This window comes from Gammaproteobacteria bacterium CG11_big_fil_rev_8_21_14_0_20_46_22 (assembly GCA_002796245.1).
In the GTDB taxonomy this organism is placed as follows: domain Bacteria; phylum Pseudomonadota; class Gammaproteobacteria; order UBA12402; family UBA12402; genus 1-14-0-20-46-22.
This window is the reverse complement of the sequence record PCWT01000028.1, coordinates 1-16824: the sequence shown is the minus strand read 5'-3', so window position 1 is coordinate 16824 and position 16824 is coordinate 1. Positions and strand designations below refer to the sequence as shown.

The window sequence follows — 16824 nt, the reverse complement described above, 5'->3', positions numbered from 1 at the left end:
TATTCTCCAAAAAATTAGGCTGGCACATTATCGTGCTATCGCAGAAAAATACAATGAGTTTTTATCGGCAGCAACCCGGCAGGACCCTGACTCGTGTTGCCCGATCAATGTGCTTGAGCGTATGCCTATGAATCAAAGCCGATGCTATGCTTTAGGCAGGGTCACGCCCGTCTGTCCTTGATACTTGCCGCCACGGTCACGGTAGGAAACCTCACACAACTCATCACCTTCGATAAAGAGCATTTGAGCCACGCCCTCATTGGCGTAAATTTTCGCTGGCAAATTGGTGGTATTGGAAAACTCGAGCGTCACATGCCCTTCCCACTCTGGTTCTAACGGGGTGACATTCACAATAATACCGCAACGCGCATACGTTGACTTGCCTAGGCAAATCGTAAGCACATTGCGCGGAATACGAAAATATTCCACCGTGCGCGCCAAGGCGAACGAGTTCGGCGGGATAATGCACACATCGGATTTCACATCGACAAAATTCTCTTCAGAGAAATTTTTCGGGTCGATGATGGAAGAGTTAATGTTCGTGAAAATTTTAAACTCATCAGCACAGCGCACATCGTAACCGTAGCTTGACACGCCATAGGAAACGATTTTGTGGCCACCGTCTGTTTTGCGCACTTGATTGGCGGCAAACGGCTCGATCATTTCGTACGTTTCGGCCATTTCACGAATCCAACGATCAGATTTTATACCTGCCATGCGCTCACTCCTGTTGATGATGTACCTTGATTTTCAACAACTTATCAGCATAGGCGCGGGCTTGCAACGATAATTTCACCGCCAATTGAAGCGCTGTGTCTAAGTAGGCTGTTTGAATCGCTGTGTCTGCGAATAAGACGGCAGGCTTACCCTCATCCGCACCCTGGCGAATCGTGCTATTTAGAGGAATACGCCCTAACAATGGCAAAGAAAATTGCTCCGCTAAACGCTCACCACCGCCCTGACCGAAAATCGCATCGTCGTGTCCGCAGGCCGGGCAATGATAATACGCCATGTTTTCCACGGCACCCAAAACCGGAATACCCACTTTCTTAAACATCGCCAAGCCTTTTTGCGCATCTTGCAGCGCCACGTTTTGCGGCGTGGTCACAATCACTGCGCCACTGACGGGAATTTTTTGCGACAATGTTAGCTGCACATCACCCGTGCCGGGTGGCATGTCCACAATCAAATAATCTAACGCTGGCCAAGCGGTATCCGTGAGCATTTGCGACAGTGCAGTGCTCACCATCGGTCCGCGCCAAATCGTCGGCTGTTCGGCATCAATTAAATAGCCAATGGACATCGTGGCCAAACCAAAATGCTCAATGGGTTGAAACTGCTTATCGATAATCTCAGGCTTTTCACCGGTGTGCGCGAGCATCCCAGGTTGATTCGGCCCGTGAATATCGGCATCCAACAAGCCGACCTTGGCGCCATGCGCTTTGAGTGCGAGCGCTACATTCAAAGCCGTTGTCGATTTACCCACCCCGCCTTTGCCCGAAGCCACGGCAATAATGTTCTTGATATTGCTGATCGGCTGCACGCCAGCTTGAGTTTTATGCGCCAGTATCTCGCTTTTCAAGCTAATCTCTGCAGGCGTACCCAAATGCTCGGCCAAGGCCTTCTTCAACGGCGCTTTGACCTGCTCACAGGGGTAAGGCAGCGTGACACTCGCCTCTGAAAGCACCACACCCTGGCAATTGCCCCAGGTTTGTTGAAGATAAGGATCAAAAAAATCGGATAATGTGCCCACGCTTGCTCGCCGCCACTGTTGTTGTCATTCGCTTGGCAGTATACCTGAACAAAACGGCATTGCGAGGGGCGAGGATTGAATAGCAAGGGTTTTGAGATGTCAGGCTTCATGCTAAACTGCGCCTCTTTAATTGATATGAAGCCCCTATGAGCCGACACATCCTGATCACCGCCTCACTGCCTTATGCTAACGGGCCTTTGCACTTGGGCCATATTTTGGAATACACCCAGGCTGATATCTGGGCGCGTTTTCAGCGCTTAAAAGGCCACCAGGCGTATTACATCTGCGGCAGCGATGCCCATGGCACACCGATTATGCTGCGCGCGCAAAAAGAAAACCTAGACCCCGCGGTAATGGTCGAGCAAATTCGCGAACAGCATATGGCCGACTTTCGTGATTTTGATATCGTCTTTGATAATTTCTACACCACACATTCTGAAGAAAACCGTGAACTGGCTTGCGATATCTTTGAAAAAATCAAAGCGGCTGGCCACATCACTGAAAAAACCATCGAGCAAGCGTTTGACCCAGAGAAAAACATGTTCCTGCCCGATCGCTTTGTCAAAGGTACTTGTCCCAAGTGTGGCGCAGACGATCAGTACGGCGATGCCTGCGAAGTGTGCGGCGCGACCTACGACCCTACAGATTTAAAAAACCCGCTCTCGGTGCTCACAGGCGCCACGCCGATTCAAAAAACGTCGACACATTATTTCTTTGAGCTCGCTCCTTTTGCAAACGCCATTCAAACCTGGATGCGCGACAGCCACTTGCAAGTGCCGGTGATCAAAAAAATGAATGAATGGTTTGAGTCGGGTTTGCAAGCTTGGGATATCACCCGCGATGCGCCCTATTTTGGCTTCACCATTCCTGGCACCACGGGTAAATATTTTTACGTGTGGATGGATGCGCCCGTGGGCTACATGGCAAGCTTCAAACATTTTTGTGCGCAGCGTCCGGATATCGACTTCGACAGTTTTTGGCAGCAAGGCAGCAACACCGAGCTTTATCATTTCATCGGCAAAGATGTGATGTATTTTCACACTTTGTTTTGGCCGGCCATGTTGCTCGGCTCGCATTACAAACGCCCCAATGGCGTGTTTGTGCACGGTTTTGTGACGGTCAATGGGCAAAAGATGTCAAAATCGCGCGGCACCTTTATCACCGCACGCGCTTATCTCAAGCATTTAGCGCCCGATTATTTGCGCTACTACTTTGCCGCCAAGCTTAACGCGCACATTGAAGACATCGATTTAAACCTCGAGGATTTTAGCCTGCGCGTGAATGCTGACTTGGTCAACAAACTGGTGAACATTGCCAGCCGTACTGCTGGCTTTATTCGCAAAAAATTTGATAATCGTTTAGCCGCCACATTGGATAACGAAGCCTTAATCCAGCAACTGCAAGATCAAGCCGACCACATTGCTGAGCTGTACGAAAGCCGCCAATACGGTGAGGCCATGCGTGTCATTATGCAATTAGCCGACGAAGTAAATAGCTACATCAGTGACGTGGAACCTTGGGCACTGGCCAAAGATGAAAGCCAGCTTGCGCGCGTGCACGCGATCTGTACCACCGCTATCAATGCCTTTCGCATTTTAATGATTTACCTGACACCGGTGCTACCGACTCTCAGCGAGAAAACCGTTACGTTTTTAAACGTGGTGCCGTTTACATGGCAAGAGACCCAAGTGCGTTTGCTCGATCATGCGATCAACGATTTCAAACCGATGATCAGCCGCGTGGATCCTGAAACACTCTCGGCGATTTTGGCCGAAGGTCAGGCATGAATAAAATTTTCACTTTAACCGTAGAAGCCGTGGACGCGATTTTACCGCAAACCCAATGTGGCGATTGCGATTACGCCGGCTGCAAACCCTATGCCGAAGCTATCGTTAATGACAACGAAGCTATTGATAAATGCCCGCCAGGTGGTGTCAAAGGCTTAGAAAAACTCGCCGCACTCACTGACCAAACGCTCAACGATAACATGATCCTCACGATGAGCGAAAAACAAAAGCCACGGCAAGTAGCAGTGATCAATGAAGACCTATGCATCGGCTGCACGAAGTGTTTACCCGCCTGCCCGGTGGATGCGATTGTTGGCGCGCATAAACTTATGCACACGGTGCTTCAAGCCGAATGCAACGGCTGCGGACTGTGCTTGCCGCCTTGTCCGATGGATTGCATCGAGATCGTCACCGTAGGCGAAGGTGAAATCACCCCTGAGGAATCTGAAAAATACCGCAAGCGTTATGCAGCACACACAAAGCGCTTGGAACAACACCAGCGCAAAAAACGCGAGAAACATTTAAGCGCCAAGAAAAAATCGCCGTTGGATTATTTGAACGCTGCGAAGTCGAAGTAGTCATTCTCACAAAGCCAATCATCAGGTCTGGCTGTGTACCTCAAGCACCCTAGCTTGTCAGGCGTAAATCACAGACTTAAGCCTTGGAAAAATAAGTATCATCATGCACAAGAAAATCAAGATACCCCTCAACTTAAGATTTGCTCACAATAAGAGCAAATTACTTGAAAAATAAGATACAAATCGATATAATGGCCGACATGAACAATTCACTGACGACAAACAATTCAAACTTCGCCGATCTTCGCATCGTCGTCAGCGCTGCTTATGACTTTTATTACGGCCTGTAAGGCCGACATTTCTTATTTTTCCACACTTTCATTTTTTGCCTGCTGCTACCGTAACGGGCTAACAAACAATTAATTGATTAAAGGTATTAAACAATGAAAACCGCTTTATTCACAAAAATATTATTAACAAGCAATTTATTATTAGCCAGTACGGCGGCATTTGCCTGGGGGCCATTTCCACAAAGCAATGCTAGCGTGCGCGTTTTTAATGAAAGCCCGTTAACTATTCCTGCCAAACTGACCAAGCTCAATGGCACTGGCATCCAGAATAATCCATCAAGCCTTCCAGCCGGTACACCGAGCACACCCAGCTCAGCAAACTGGTACGTTACAGGCTACTTAGGACAATACGGCGAATTTAACTTAACACTCGGCACAGGATGTATCATCCATGTCAAAGTTGGTACTGTCAGCATTACAGAAAATGATGACCCTCATTTCAATTGCACATTGAAACCGAATGGCCCATACCAGATCAACGACGTTAATGTGACGCCGAAATAACAAAAGCCCCCTGCTGTGATGTCATAGCAGGGGTTTTAAAAGACAGAATTTCAGTCGTTAAGCATGCACGAGGCAAAACTTTTTCCTCGCGCTCCAAAACTCATCTGCCACACTCACCATGAAATCAACCGCCCAGCCTTTGACTTTTATCATTGGTCGAAGCTCAAGCAAAGGCGTATACTACCGCCATTCAAAAATGAGACAGGCACAGACTATGACAAAAATTTACGATTGGGCGATTGTGGGTGCAGGGCCTGCAGGGTTAGCGGCCATTGGTCAGCTGCTTGATCAGGGCGCGGCCCCTAAAAGCCTCCTCTGGATCGACCCTGAATTTCAAGTGGGTGATTTAGGCAAATATTGGGGTGAAGTGAGCAGCAACACTAAAGTGAAGCTCTTTAGCGATTTTTTACTTGAAAACCGCTCATTTGGCTATGACAGCTGCCCGATTGATTTCACGCTTAATCACTTAGATCCCGAGGATATTTGCGAACTGCAACACATGGTCGACCCTTTGCAATGGGTCAGCGATCAACTCGTCAAGCGCGTGAAAACACAACGCGGCAAAGTGCGCTCGCTCAAATCAGCCAACGGCACATGGGCATTAGATACTGATGGCGAAACACTGCATAGCCGCAAAGTCATACTCGCCACTGGCGCTGTGCCCAAAACCTTAAATCAAGACATCGACACCATTGATATCGAAACCGCGCTTAAACCGAGCCAACTAAACCAAGCGGTCAGCGCAGAGGATACCGTGGCTGTATTTGGCTCATCGCATTCTGCCATGATCATTGTGCGAAGTTTAATTGAGGCGGGCGTAAAAAAAGTGATTAACTTCTATCGCTCGCCCATTCGCTACGCAATCTACATGGATCACTGGATTTTATATGATAACACCGGCTTGAAAGGCGAAACGGCACGCTGGACACGACAGAATATTTCTCAACACTGCTTGCCAAACATCGAGCGCTATCACGCCACGCAAGACAACCTCGACAACCATCTGCCACGCTGCACCAAAGCGGTTGAAGCCGTGGGCTTTGAATCACGCCACCTTCCGGCTGAAGGTGTAAACACGGCAGAATATGACGCAAGCAACGGCATCATTGCGCCAGGTTTGTTCGGCCTTGGCATTGCGTATCCGCAAAAGGTCACCGACCCTTTGGGTAAAGAAGAAATGAGCGTGGGTATTTGGAAATTTTTAGTGTATTTGCGTTCGGTGTTACCGATTTGGATGCAGTACGATATTTAAATTAAGAACGGATCAACAGCCTGCCGACAGTGTTTGCATGGCATTATTTTAAGGCTGTGTGAGGCAGGATGCCGAACCCAGAGCCCCCAGGGATGGGTTTACGGCGTCCTTGAAATAATGCCATGCAAACGCCCAAAGGCAGGCGGTCATAGCAACTGAACCATCAACCCGAACTCACAATTTCACCCAAGCGCTCAGTCAGCTTCATATTCTCAGAATAATCCACCGGCACCACAATCACACTGGGTTTATCGTGGCGGGCAAACGCTTCCTGCAAAACCTGTTTTAAGTCTTCGGGTTTTTCCACGCGCTCTGCGTGCGCACCAAAACTTTCTGACAAGGCTTTTAAATCAGGGTTATCAAGCGCTACGTGCGATTCTTGATGATACGCCGCTTCTTGCTTCCACTGAATCAAACCGTAGTGATGATCTTCCCACACAAGCACAACCATCGGCACTTTAAAACGCACCGCTGTGGCCAAGGCTTGGATACTCATCATAAAACCGCCATCACCACACAAGGCCACCACGTTTTGTTTTGAGCGCAATTGTTTGGCCAGCAAAGCACCTGGCATGGAGCCGCCCATGGAGCAAAAACCATTATAAATAAAGCAGGTTTTGGAACGATACGTTTCATATTGACGCGCCACCCACATTTTGTGCGCACCCACATCGGAAATTAAAATATCATCACCCGTCATGAGCTCACGTAAATCGTGCAGAATACGCTGCGGTTTCATCGGTATACTTTGATCCGTGTAGAGGCTTTCTAAATCCGCCAAAATACGCGCTCTGATTTTGGCAAACACGCCAAGGTCTTTTTTATGTGCACGACCTAAATGCTGATTCAACAAACGGAAAATTTCTTTGACATCGCCAATCAGCTCCAACTCCGGCACATAGGCTTCATCCACTTCAGCCGGCACGGTATCAATATGAATAATGGTTTTATCATTGTTCGGGTTCCAGCGCGATGGCGCCCACTCCACTAAATCATAACCCGCGCAAATAATCAGGTCAGCTTCATCAAAGGCTTCTACCGCGATGTCCTTCATGCCCAAGCCCACGCAGTGCAAGGATTGCGCATGGCTGGCCGGCACCGCACCCTTACCCATAAAAGTATCCGCTGCGTAAATGCCGGTTTCTTCAATAAACTGCAATAATTCTTTGTCGCACTCTTCGCGTACACAACCAAAACCCACCAGCAATAAAGGCTTTTTCGCCTTTTCAATCAGCTCCAGCGCTTTTTTCGCTTTAAAGGTTTCCACGCCGCGCACGGTTTTTTCACGCGGGATAATCACTTGCTTATCCGTGTCTTCTTTGGCCACATCTTCTGGCAGCTCGATTAAGACCGCACCCGGTTTTTCTTCGGTGGCCACCTTAAAGGCTTTGCGCACCACTTCCGGAATGACATCCGCTTCACGAATGGTGGTAGACCACTTGGTCACCTCTCGATACATCGCCACCGAGTCCATATTCTGATGCGATTCTTTGTGTAACCGCGTGGTTTCAGCTTGGCCGATTAAGGCAATTAGCGGCACGCGATCCATGTTTGCATTGGCCACCCCGGTAATGAGATTCGTCGCACCGGGGCCGAGCGTGGCCAAACACACGCCGGGTTTGCCGGTTAAACGACCGTGCATATCCGCCATAAACGAGGCGGTTTGCTCGTGACGGCAGGTGATAAATTTGATCGGCGAATTCAGCAAAGAAATCATGATATCGGCATTTTCTTCACCCGGCACGCCATAAATAGCCTCCACGCCTTCGGCTTCTAAACACCTTAACAATAGATCTGAGGCTTTCATCCTGTTCTCCTACATTGATTTATCTCTGATAGCGTTATTGCGTAGCCACCGTCTTTGCGAGGAGCGAAGCGACGAAGCAATCTCCAAGCTAATGAACGAGATTGCCGCGCTCACTGCCGTTCGCTCGCAATGACATTGGCGACAAAGTGTAGCCCGGGTTGAGCGAAGCTACTCCACACACACGGTTTTTACGTTTACAAACTCGCGAATGCCTTCTTCGGATAACTCCCGCCCAAAACCGGATAACTTAATACCACCAAACGGCAAGCGCGGATCGGAACCCACAAAATTATTCACCGCCACACAACCGGACTCGATCACGTTCGTGGCAATGTGTTCACCGCGCTCTAAATCTTGCGTAAACACCGCGCCAGCCAAACCGTAGGGTGTTTCATTGGCCATGCGCAGCGCTTCGTCTTCATCTTTTGCAGGGATAATGGCAATCACCGGGCCGAAGAGTTCTTCTTTAAACGGCGTCATATCCGGCGTGACATTGCAAAGCACCGTGACCGGATAATAAAAACCGACACCTTCTGGCATTTCACCGCCCATCACCAACTGGGCACCTTCTTTAATCGCCGTTTGTACTTGTTTGTGCAATTGCTCACGCAAATCCGCGCGCGCCATCGGACCGAAATTGGTTTTTTCATCGAGCGGATCACCCATTTGATACGCTTTGGCTTTTTCAATCACCAAACGCTCAAACTTTTCCAACACGGACTCGACCACAATCAAACGCTTGGCCGCAATACACACTTGCCCGGTGTTTGATAAGCGTGATCGCACACAGGCTGTGGCCGCTTTTTCCAAATCAGCATCGTGTAAAATCACATAGGGATCACTACCGCCAAGCTCCAACACCACTTTTTTCAAATGCTGGCCGGCTTCGCTGGCCACCGCTTTACCCGCGCGCTCACTGCCGGTGAGCGTCACGGCCGTGACGTTGGTATTGCCAATCACTTCGGCGGCCACGTCGTTATTCACAATCAAACTTCTGAATAGGTTTTTCGGAAAGCCCGCCTCTTCGACCATGGCTTCAATCATCAGCGACGTGCCTGTGGAAATCGGCGCATGGGATAAAAGGCCCGCATTACCCGCCATTAAACACGGGCACAAAAAGCGAAACACCTGCCAAAATGGGAAATTCCACGGCATGATCGCAAACACAATACCACGCGGACGATAAGACACTTTGCTTTTCAGTTTTTCCGTTTTAATCAAGCGATCGGCTAAATGCGCCTGCGCATTCTCGGCATAATACTCACACGCCCAGGCGCATTTTTCCGCCTCGGCCATACCCTGCGTAATGGGCTTGCCCATTTCATTGGCCATAAGCTCGGCCATCTCGCGCTTTTTCGCACGGCACAGATCAGCCAGCTTTCGCATCTTCTGCGCCCGCTCATCAAAACCCGTGCGACGCCAGGCTTCATACACCGCATGCGTGGTATCAATAATGCTCGCCACCTCGGCACCGGACATTTCCGGATAGTCGTGGATAAGCTCGCCCGTGGCTGGATTAATGGTTTGAATGCCCATGCGCTGTCCCTCTTGCTTGTGGCTAGAGGGACAGTGTAGCAGTGTTTACCCCGGGGGAGCAAAAAGTTCGAGGCGGGGCTTAGCGGCGTGGTGGTGGTGATGAGCTTGGCGAAGCTGACTGCGGTGAGCGCGGCGATGAAGCACCCGAGCCCGCAGCAAAGGGCGAAGTGGAACTCGGCGATGTTGGTCTCTGATGAGCGCCCGGAGAAGCAGCAACATTGGAAGGTGACCGCGAGACTGAAGGCTGCTCACGCAGCTTAATCATGGAAACCTCCATACTCTTAGAAGGCAAGTCAGCGTTAAGCAAACCATTGTTGATAGCCTGATCTAAAAAAACTCGCCATGGTTTAACCACATTTTCATAAATAGCCAAGCAAGTAGCTCGACTAGCAATACGTTCTCTAGGATACAAAGTGTTATCCACAGTAACCCATTTACGCATCAACTCAAGCACTGCATTTGAGCCCCGTTGGCTCTTCTCGAGATTTTGAACGAATTGTTCCAAACTCACGCTAACCTTCTCAAGAAATTGATTGCAACTACCTTCATCAAGCGTATCGACGGACTGAAGATCTGTATCCAAATCTTCAGTCCGAGGGCACATCCTGTAAATCTTCATGAGACGCTCTTCTTTGCGCCATTGATCAATAGGAAGGTTTAATTCCTCAGAATCCTTCTGAAGGAATACTTCAAAGCTGATCAATCTCGGCCTGAGCTCTTGAAGAGGCTGGGTCGAAATTACTTCCTGAAGATAGGCAAGATACTTACTAAAAACCTCGACCTTCAGAGAGCGAGATTTCCAGTTCGGGCAGCCAAAAAATTCTGGAGAAATCCCGTATTTCATAGCAAGATCTAGAGCAGAAGAATTATTTTGCAACAAGCGATGCAAATCAGTCTGGAGTCTTTCCAGAAGAACAGGGCGAATTGCTTCTGCCATACGATCAAAATAAGCTTGCACAGTGCTTTCTCGTCGAGCAACTGCATCAAACCCCTGAAAGCGTCCAACCTCAGACACACGCTGATGAGCCTGCGCCCACTCTGAACTTAGCCCAAATATTGCAAGCTGTGCCAGCTCAAAAGAAAAATTATTCGCGGCTGCATCAACGTCTTCTCGAACAGTGGCGTTGCGTAAAGCCGCACAGATCTGTGGATTTTTAGACTTCGCCCTAAGGGCTGCCTGACCCAAGTGGTGACCATCAAACTCACCCCAAAGTTCCGGGTTATTTCTAAACAACTCAGCCTGCGCACTGATATGTATGGGAGCCATCGGAAGTCTAACATACTGACTACAAAAACGGTCCAAAGCATCACCTTTTACACGAGTAGCACCGTTTCGGCCCAAGCCGTAATAAATAAAGCCATCCAAAGCACGAGAATAAATTGCAAGATCAGCGCCATTGCGTTTAGTAAAAAAATCCATTGCTATTGAAACAATGTCTGTGCCCGCGCGCGTACTTTTAATATCATCAAGTTTTACAAGAATCGCCCGAGCAACACTTTTTTCAGGAAACTCTTCAGGAACCCTATTGCCAAACGCACCCGTCAAAGCAATCAACGTCACCAAGTTACTGTGGACTGGTTTTTTAGTGTCATATTGAAAATGTGAAAAAGCTGACATCAACTTATTCGTAAGGCCAATATTCCTATTTCTCATCGCTCGAAAGTGAGATAACTCAAAAAGGTCGGCCATATCGCGAGGATTCTTTGCGGAAAGCATGTTACCAGCCAACTCAAAAGTTTCAAATGAATCGAGAGTGTCAGCGGCGTTACTGTCTAGCTGTCGAAAATGAGCGACAACTTTATTAAACAAGTTAACGTCAGTTTTTTTCAACGCAAGTAAACGCTCATGCCATTTGACATCTTTTTCATCCATCGACAACCAGGCCGCAAAGATAACAGGATTTCGATCAAGGGTGGCCCTGAAATTTTCATCGGCGGCCACGGGCTTAGATGAAAGCGAGTCGCCAGTCTCAGGATATGTTTCGGCCATCCCTGCCCCCGCAACACGCTCGACTGACGCGACAGCTACCACGGGCTGCGCGCCATCGGCTTCGCCTATCCCTGGCGCGTGCGGCGGTTGATACCAATTCCAAAGGGATGAAATTCCTTTACAAGGATGGTATTGCTCGAAGTATTGACAGCACCGAGGATCAGATTTAATGAAGTGCGCCAACAGCCACTGAACCTCAGGCGCCACAGCCTCACCCTCAGGCACTCTGCTGAACAAGAAGTACGCCTCAATTTGTTGTAGCCAAAACTCTGCACGCTGCTCATCTGTCAAAGTAGGCAGCTCTTGAGCTGTGGGTGCCAATCTCGATTGATCTTGAGTAACATAGGTACGGAACACCTCCATGCGATCGGATGTGCGGCCTGTAGATTCAAGAGCTTTCAAAGCCAAAGAGCTGCGCTCAATACACTCGTCTCGGGATCTCACCGTCACGCCTGCTTGCGCCAACTCTGCTTGTTCAACAGGGAGGGTTTTCAAATAAACTTCGATTGTTTGAAGCTGTTCTTTTTTACCCCCATAGTCAGTGCAACGCTGCTTAAATTGATCCAAATTTGAACGCGCAGCAGAAAGCACTGCATCGAATTGACTATGAGCAACCACAAGACTGTTATCCAAAGCCCTCACAGCGTCAGTATAGCCCTCTTCTAAATACAGCTGATCAGCCGCTACATAATTCTGAGAAAGCTGCTTACCCAACGCTTGAATAGATTTAACCTGGTTTTGAATATCGTTGTAGTCTTCAGATAGGCATTCAAGTTTAGTTTTGTTAGCTGGCGCAGCCGGTTGCCCCGTAAGGTTTAAGCTTCGTTTCGCTGGTGTTGCTGCCCCGCTCCTCGCAGCCGCGCCAGCATGAGCTCGATCAGAAGCTGGCGTAGGAAAGTTTCCTCCTCCATGAGCAGCTAGCTCGCCTGTGGCTCCTGACTTTTCCGGCGAGCCAGCGACGACCTCAAGCTTAGCTTCATTATTTTGTCTTATAACGAGCACTTTGCCCAAAAACAAATTCTTAACATCGCCAACTTCCTGCTTAAGCACAGGGTCCAATGTAGTTTCATCAACCGTTAAAAAAGCAGCCATCAAGGCTTTTTGTTCATCAGACAAGGCTTTTTTGGATGCCAAAAGTCGCCTGAATGAATGGTAGAAGCCATAAAGCGGCGAGCGTTTAGAATCTTTCTGAGCACCAAACAAAGCAAACAAATCGGCTTTGGTGAGTAGCCCACAGGGAAGGGTTGGCCTCAGTGGTTCTTGAGCATACTCCAATTGACTCTCGGGCGTTAAAGTGGCTTTAAGTTTTTCAGCGCTTAGCAAAACCAAAGCATTCTGAAGCACTTGAAGCTTTGCGACCAACGGTGACGCCGTGCGTGTTAAACCGATAGGGTCTCCATCATTATTAAAGCTGTTCACCTTGACATCAAGATTACGATCATCGCTAGTAAACGTGTCCCAAGACGCGCCTGATTGCAACACTTTCTTCAAAGCAGATAAACGATGCCTTTGAGCTCTTTTCAAGCTGGCAAGCCCTGCTCTAAGCTGCTTGTTAGCAACACTCAGTGTTTTTGAGACATCACGCCCAACCGCATGAGGCGATAAGTTTGTCGCCGCCCTCACGGCAGTAATACGCTCATCAAGATAAGCTTGGTCATGCAGATGTGTAAATTGATCGCGGTACGCTTGCCCAATTTCACCTTCAAAAGCTAAGGTAGCGAACACACGTTCATTACGTTTTTGAATAGCTGATTGTTGCTTTTTAACACGCGCCAAAACTTTTGCATTTGAGGCTTCCAATGCGCTCAACGTGCGAGATAAGGGCTTAGCCGCTAAACGAATATCATCATTCAAATCATTAAAGCAAGTCTGCAGATTGTTTGTTGTGATACCACAACCAAAGAGGTGCAATGCAAGCTTCTGGCGAAGTTTTCGAGAACTCGGTTGATCAATCAAACGATCACACAGCTCACGTGCTTGAGCTTGATGGTGACTATCTCCAAAAACATGGAGCTTTACGCGCCCATAACACAACTCACGAGTAAAACTGCCCGCCTGCGGGTTTAGATTTAACTGGCCAAATGATTCAATAGATTGCAGCGCCTTAATCAGGCTGGCAAAATTGTAAGAAGCATCTTCCGAAGTGAGCGGCGCGGGCGAAAGCAGTGGATTAGGAGGAATTGAACCAACAGAAGCCGAAGAAAGCGAGCGTGCGCTGAGATCTGATTGATCATCAAAAGCTGGGCTTAAACCTCTATCGCTAAAAAGCAAAGCCTCAGTGCTGCCCACAATAGGATGGCCATCATCATCAACAAATACTTGAGGCCGCTTAGGGATCGGATGAGCCACCCGAGGGAGAAGAGTCTCAGGATGTGTTTCAGCCGTTCCTGGCGCGTGCGCATCAACAAAAACCTCAGCCGGCACTTGTGACTCAAGCTTATTAAGATTAGCCAGTATATCAGGGCTCCAAGAAGAAACTTCAAGTAACCTCCCAGGGTTAGTCTCTAAATACTTCAAAACAGCTTCAGGGCTTTCACACAAACTAGCTGCTAAGAAAGCCACGCCGGCTGATTTAACTTCGTTCGTGCCGTTGACACAAAAACGAGGATGACTATCAAGCCAATTTTGGGCAGCTTGATAACGCTTGCGCCCATTTTCTATTGAAAACAGCTCACGGAGGCTTGTCTGAAAGTCAACAAGGTTTCGTTTGTTCGGCAAAAGGGCAATAATAACCCTGTAGATGTTTTCATGGTCAGTAAGTTCAAGACCAGCAGACTCAAGAGGAGGCCTCTCAATCACGTTGTAAGCGAGAAATTTACACAAGCCGGCACATTCTTCATAGTCTGTTGGCAGTCTAACAGATGAAAGCTCTTTCCAAAGAGGGCTAACCGCCAAAGCTCCAAAAATAGGCTCAAGCTTTTTTTCAAGATCATCCCATATTAATGAATACTCATCCGTGCCAAGCGAATCGCTAGTCCCAGGATGTATTTCGGCTGTCCCCGCCCCCGAAACACGCTCGACTGATGCGACAGCTACCGCCGCGGGCTGCGCACCATCATCGGCTTCGCCTATCCCTGGCGCGTGCGATTGCTCTCGCTTAGCTTCAGCTTCAGCAAGCCTTTCCCTAAAATTAGATGTTTCATAGAGCACCACCGCAAAAACATCGCTTTCTAAAAGCGTTGGGCGGCGAGCGGGAGCAGGCCGTTCTGCAGGCTGCTCAGCTTCTAAAGAGGCCGACGCCTCTCTTCCCAGTTTTTCACCTAGCGCCGTTAACTTTTCTTCACCCAGATTCTCTGAAAACCTGCCTGGCTCAAGGGCAGTTTTACAATGCTGCGCAAACGCCTCAGCCAACACCTTTTCCGGCGGTACCGTTTTATGCCGTTGCAAAAAATATCCGCGAACCGAACGTATAAATTTTTTCTCTGGCAGCATTAAACGTTGGTCGCAAAGAAGCGTTTCACCATGAATTATCAACTCACTACACTTGGTTGATAAACGCAAAAACAAGTTTTTCCTAACTTCCCTTAGTTCCTCTAGTTTTTGAGCGGCAGTGAGACTGGAATCGCAAATAATTTTTTTAGCCTGGCTATGGGCCTCATCAAACAATGTCCCACATTCCACCTGAAGTGTTTTATGCTCTAATTTAAACTTAAGTTTTGAAAATTCAAGTTGATATTTTGCAAGGGAAGCCGCATCATTTGGTTCCTTCAACTTCTCAAACTGTTGTATTAAAAAAGATTCAGGTTGACTAACCTTGAGCATCTGCAGGGAGACTTTTATTTGCTCTTTGATTTTCACCTTTTCATCGGGTAGCTCAGCCTGAGAGAAATCGAGGTCATTCACACATCGCTCAAACTGGGTAATAGCCCAAAAAAACATCCCTTGCTCGGCTTTCGAGAAAGCCATTTTAACATCCTGGATAACACCGTTAAAATCATTGACAAAACTTTCTTGCTGCACGCGAAAACCAGCTGTCGCGCTTTCAGGAATAAGCGACGGAACAACCTGCTCAGGCGTTTGGCGAGATCGATATAGGCCAGCGTAAAGACGAAAAGCCGGCCGCAAGATGTTTATCCGAACAGCAGGAAGCTGCATCTCAGAAGAAAGCCCTTCATCGTAATAGCGAGAAACCACTTGAGAGCCGAGATGTTGATTGAGCGCAATGAGAGAATCAAAATCATCCAAATCACGCCTGGCCGTTTCGGCCGAAGGTTGCCCTCTTCTTCCCATAACCCACCATTTTTTGTGTTTCTTGTGTTTAACTCTAGGCAGCAAATCTTAACGTAAGCTTAACAAGGCCACGCCAGAATACAGCTGTACTGGGCAAAAACAACGCGTTTTTTCGCTATCGGCAATTGAAAAAAACTCTAATTATTTGAAAAATAAGCTTATTTAATTTCTCTGTCGGCGCCAAAAAAAGCGCCAAGACAGCAAGATTTTTTTATTTTTTTTCTAGACAACGGCCTTATCTGCTGCCAAACTGCCCGGTTTTTTTCAAAAACTTGCTAAAACTTGTACAAATCACTACGCTTACGCCATGAATAAAACCAAACGCATAGCCCTATTTACCCGCTTACAAGCCGCCAATCCCGCGCCTACGACCGAGCTTGTCTACCATTCTCATTTTGAGCTACTCATCGCCGTGGTGTTATCGGCGCAGGCCACGGATGTGAGCGTAAACAAAGCCACCGCCAAGCTTTTCCCGATGGCCAACACACCGGAGGCGATCGCCAAACTGGGTGTGGCGAAACTCAAACGCTATATCCAAAACATCGGCCTGTACAACACCAAAGCCGAGAATGTGATTAAGCTGTGTAAGCAGCTCATCGAGCTACATCACAGCCAAGTGCCACACACGCGCGAAGCCCTAGAAGCGCTGCCCGGCGTTGGGCGCAAAACAGCTAACGTAGTGCTCAACACCGCTTTTGGCCAACCCGTGATTGCGGTGGACACCCATATTTTTCGCGTGAGTAATCGCACCAAGATCGCACCCGGCAAAACAGTGCGCGAAGTGGAAGATCGATTAAACCGCGTGATACCCAAAGCCTTTAAGCAAGATGCGCATCATTGGTTGATTTTACATGGGCGCTACACCTGCACCGCGAAAAAGCCCAAATGCGAAAGCTGTATCATTAATGATTTATGCGAATGGTCGGGCAAGTCGGTGTGAGCAAGCCCCGTGACAACTCCAGGAACGTGGCTTAATTAGCTTGAAACACCGCTCGAAGCTTTGCAACATCAGAAAGAGTCAAATTCAGCGCTTTAGCGATAAACGCATCGTCCATGCCCATAGCAAATAAGTTGAATGCCGCATCGTTGCTGGCGAC

10 protein-coding genes are annotated in these 16824 nt (G+C 48.4%); 5 read left to right on the top strand and 5 right to left on the bottom strand.

Annotation, left to right across the window (positions count from 1 at the left end; all coding sequences use genetic code 11):
• Nucleotides 1-144 precede the first annotated feature (144 nt).
• Both COV52_03420 and COV52_03415 read right to left on the bottom strand, forming a co-directional pair.
• Nucleotides 145-717 carry a dCTP deaminase gene (locus tag COV52_03420; protein ID PIR11523.1) on the bottom strand — a complete coding sequence of 191 codons (573 nt, stop codon included), beginning with the start codon at nt 715-717 and terminating at the stop codon, nt 145-147.
• Between the two features lie 4 nt (nt 718-721).
• Entirely contained in the window at nt 722-1753 is a 1032-nt protein-coding gene (locus tag COV52_03415) for an iron-sulfur cluster carrier protein ApbC (protein ID PIR11522.1), read from the bottom strand.
• Nucleotides 1754-1899: 146 nt separating this feature from the next.
• Between COV52_03415 and COV52_03410 the strand changes: the two genes are divergently transcribed.
• The 4 genes from COV52_03410 to COV52_03395 all read left to right on the top strand — a co-directional run bounded on the left by COV52_03410 (nt 1900) and on the right by COV52_03395 (nt 6164).
• On the top strand, nt 1900-3540 hold the full coding sequence (locus COV52_03410) for a methionine--tRNA ligase (GenBank protein ID PIR11521.1): 1641 nt from the start codon (nt 1900-1902) through the stop codon (nt 3538-3540).
• Entirely contained in the window at nt 3537-4118 is a 582-nt protein-coding gene (locus COV52_03405) for a 4Fe-4S ferredoxin (protein PIR11520.1), read from the top strand. Before COV52_03410 ends, COV52_03405 begins: the two co-directional genes overlap by 4 nt.
• A gap of 383 nt (nt 4119-4501) precedes the next feature.
• Nucleotides 4502-4912: a hypothetical protein gene (locus COV52_03400; protein ID PIR11519.1), complete on the top strand. Its 411-nt coding sequence runs from the start codon at nt 4502-4504 to the stop codon at nt 4910-4912.
• A 214-nt stretch (nt 4913-5126) separates the two neighbouring features.
• Nucleotides 5127-6164, top strand: coding sequence for a pyridine nucleotide-disulfide oxidoreductase (locus tag COV52_03395; GenBank protein PIR11518.1), 1038 nt, complete (start codon nt 5127-5129; stop codon nt 6162-6164).
• Between the two features lie 163 nt (nt 6165-6327).
• On the opposite strand, the gene COV52_03390 is transcribed toward COV52_03395, so the two are convergent.
• The 3 genes from COV52_03390 to COV52_03380 all read right to left on the bottom strand — a co-directional run bounded on the left by COV52_03390 (nt 6328) and on the right by COV52_03380 (nt 15727).
• Entirely contained in the window at nt 6328-7971 is a 1644-nt protein-coding gene (locus tag COV52_03390) for an acetolactate synthase large subunit (protein PIR11517.1), read from the bottom strand.
• A 168-nt stretch (nt 7972-8139) separates the two neighbouring features.
• Nucleotides 8140-9507: a succinate-semialdehyde dehydrogenase gene (locus COV52_03385; GenBank protein ID PIR11516.1), complete on the bottom strand. Its 1368-nt coding sequence runs from the start codon at nt 9505-9507 to the stop codon at nt 8140-8142.
• 79 nt (nt 9508-9586) lie between these two features.
• Nucleotides 9587-15727, bottom strand: coding sequence for a hypothetical protein (locus COV52_03380; protein PIR11515.1), 6141 nt, complete (start codon nt 15725-15727; stop codon nt 9587-9589).
• 307 nt (nt 15728-16034) lie between these two features.
• Here COV52_03380 and nth point away from each other — a divergent pair, with 307 nt between their 5' ends.
• The gene (gene nth, locus COV52_03375; protein PIR11514.1) at nt 16035-16667 is read left to right on the top strand and encodes an endonuclease III; all 633 of its coding nucleotides are present in this window, start codon (nt 16035-16037) and stop codon (nt 16665-16667) included.
• The last annotated feature ends 157 nt before the right edge of the window (nt 16668-16824 follow it).

What these genes read in the sequence shown, in the direction of transcription:
- COV52_03420 (PIR11523.1), bottom strand. Translation starts at nt 717, where the DNA reads ATGGCAGGTATAAAATCTGATCGTTGGATTCGTGAAATGGCCGAAACG.
- COV52_03410 (PIR11521.1), top strand. Translation starts at nt 1,900, where the DNA reads ATGAGCCGACACATCCTGATCACCGCCTCACTGCCTTATGCTAACGGG.
- COV52_03405 (PIR11520.1), top strand. Translation starts at nt 3,537, where the DNA reads ATGAATAAAATTTTCACTTTAACCGTAGAAGCCGTGGACGCGATTTTA.
- COV52_03400 (PIR11519.1), top strand. Translation starts at nt 4,502, where the DNA reads ATGAAAACCGCTTTATTCACAAAAATATTATTAACAAGCAATTTATTA.
- COV52_03395 (PIR11518.1), top strand. Translation starts at nt 5,127, where the DNA reads ATGACAAAAATTTACGATTGGGCGATTGTGGGTGCAGGGCCTGCAGGG.
- COV52_03390 (PIR11517.1), bottom strand. Translation starts at nt 7,971, where the DNA reads ATGAAAGCCTCAGATCTATTGTTAAGGTGTTTAGAAGCCGAAGGCGTG.
- COV52_03385 (PIR11516.1), bottom strand. Translation starts at nt 9,507, where the DNA reads ATGGGCATTCAAACCATTAATCCAGCCACGGGCGAGCTTATCCACGAC.
- COV52_03380 (PIR11515.1), bottom strand. Translation starts at nt 15,727, where the DNA reads ATGGGAAGAAGAGGGCAACCTTCGGCCGAAACGGCCAGGCGTGATTTG.
- nth (PIR11514.1), top strand. Translation starts at nt 16,035, where the DNA reads ATGAATAAAACCAAACGCATAGCCCTATTTACCCGCTTACAAGCCGCC.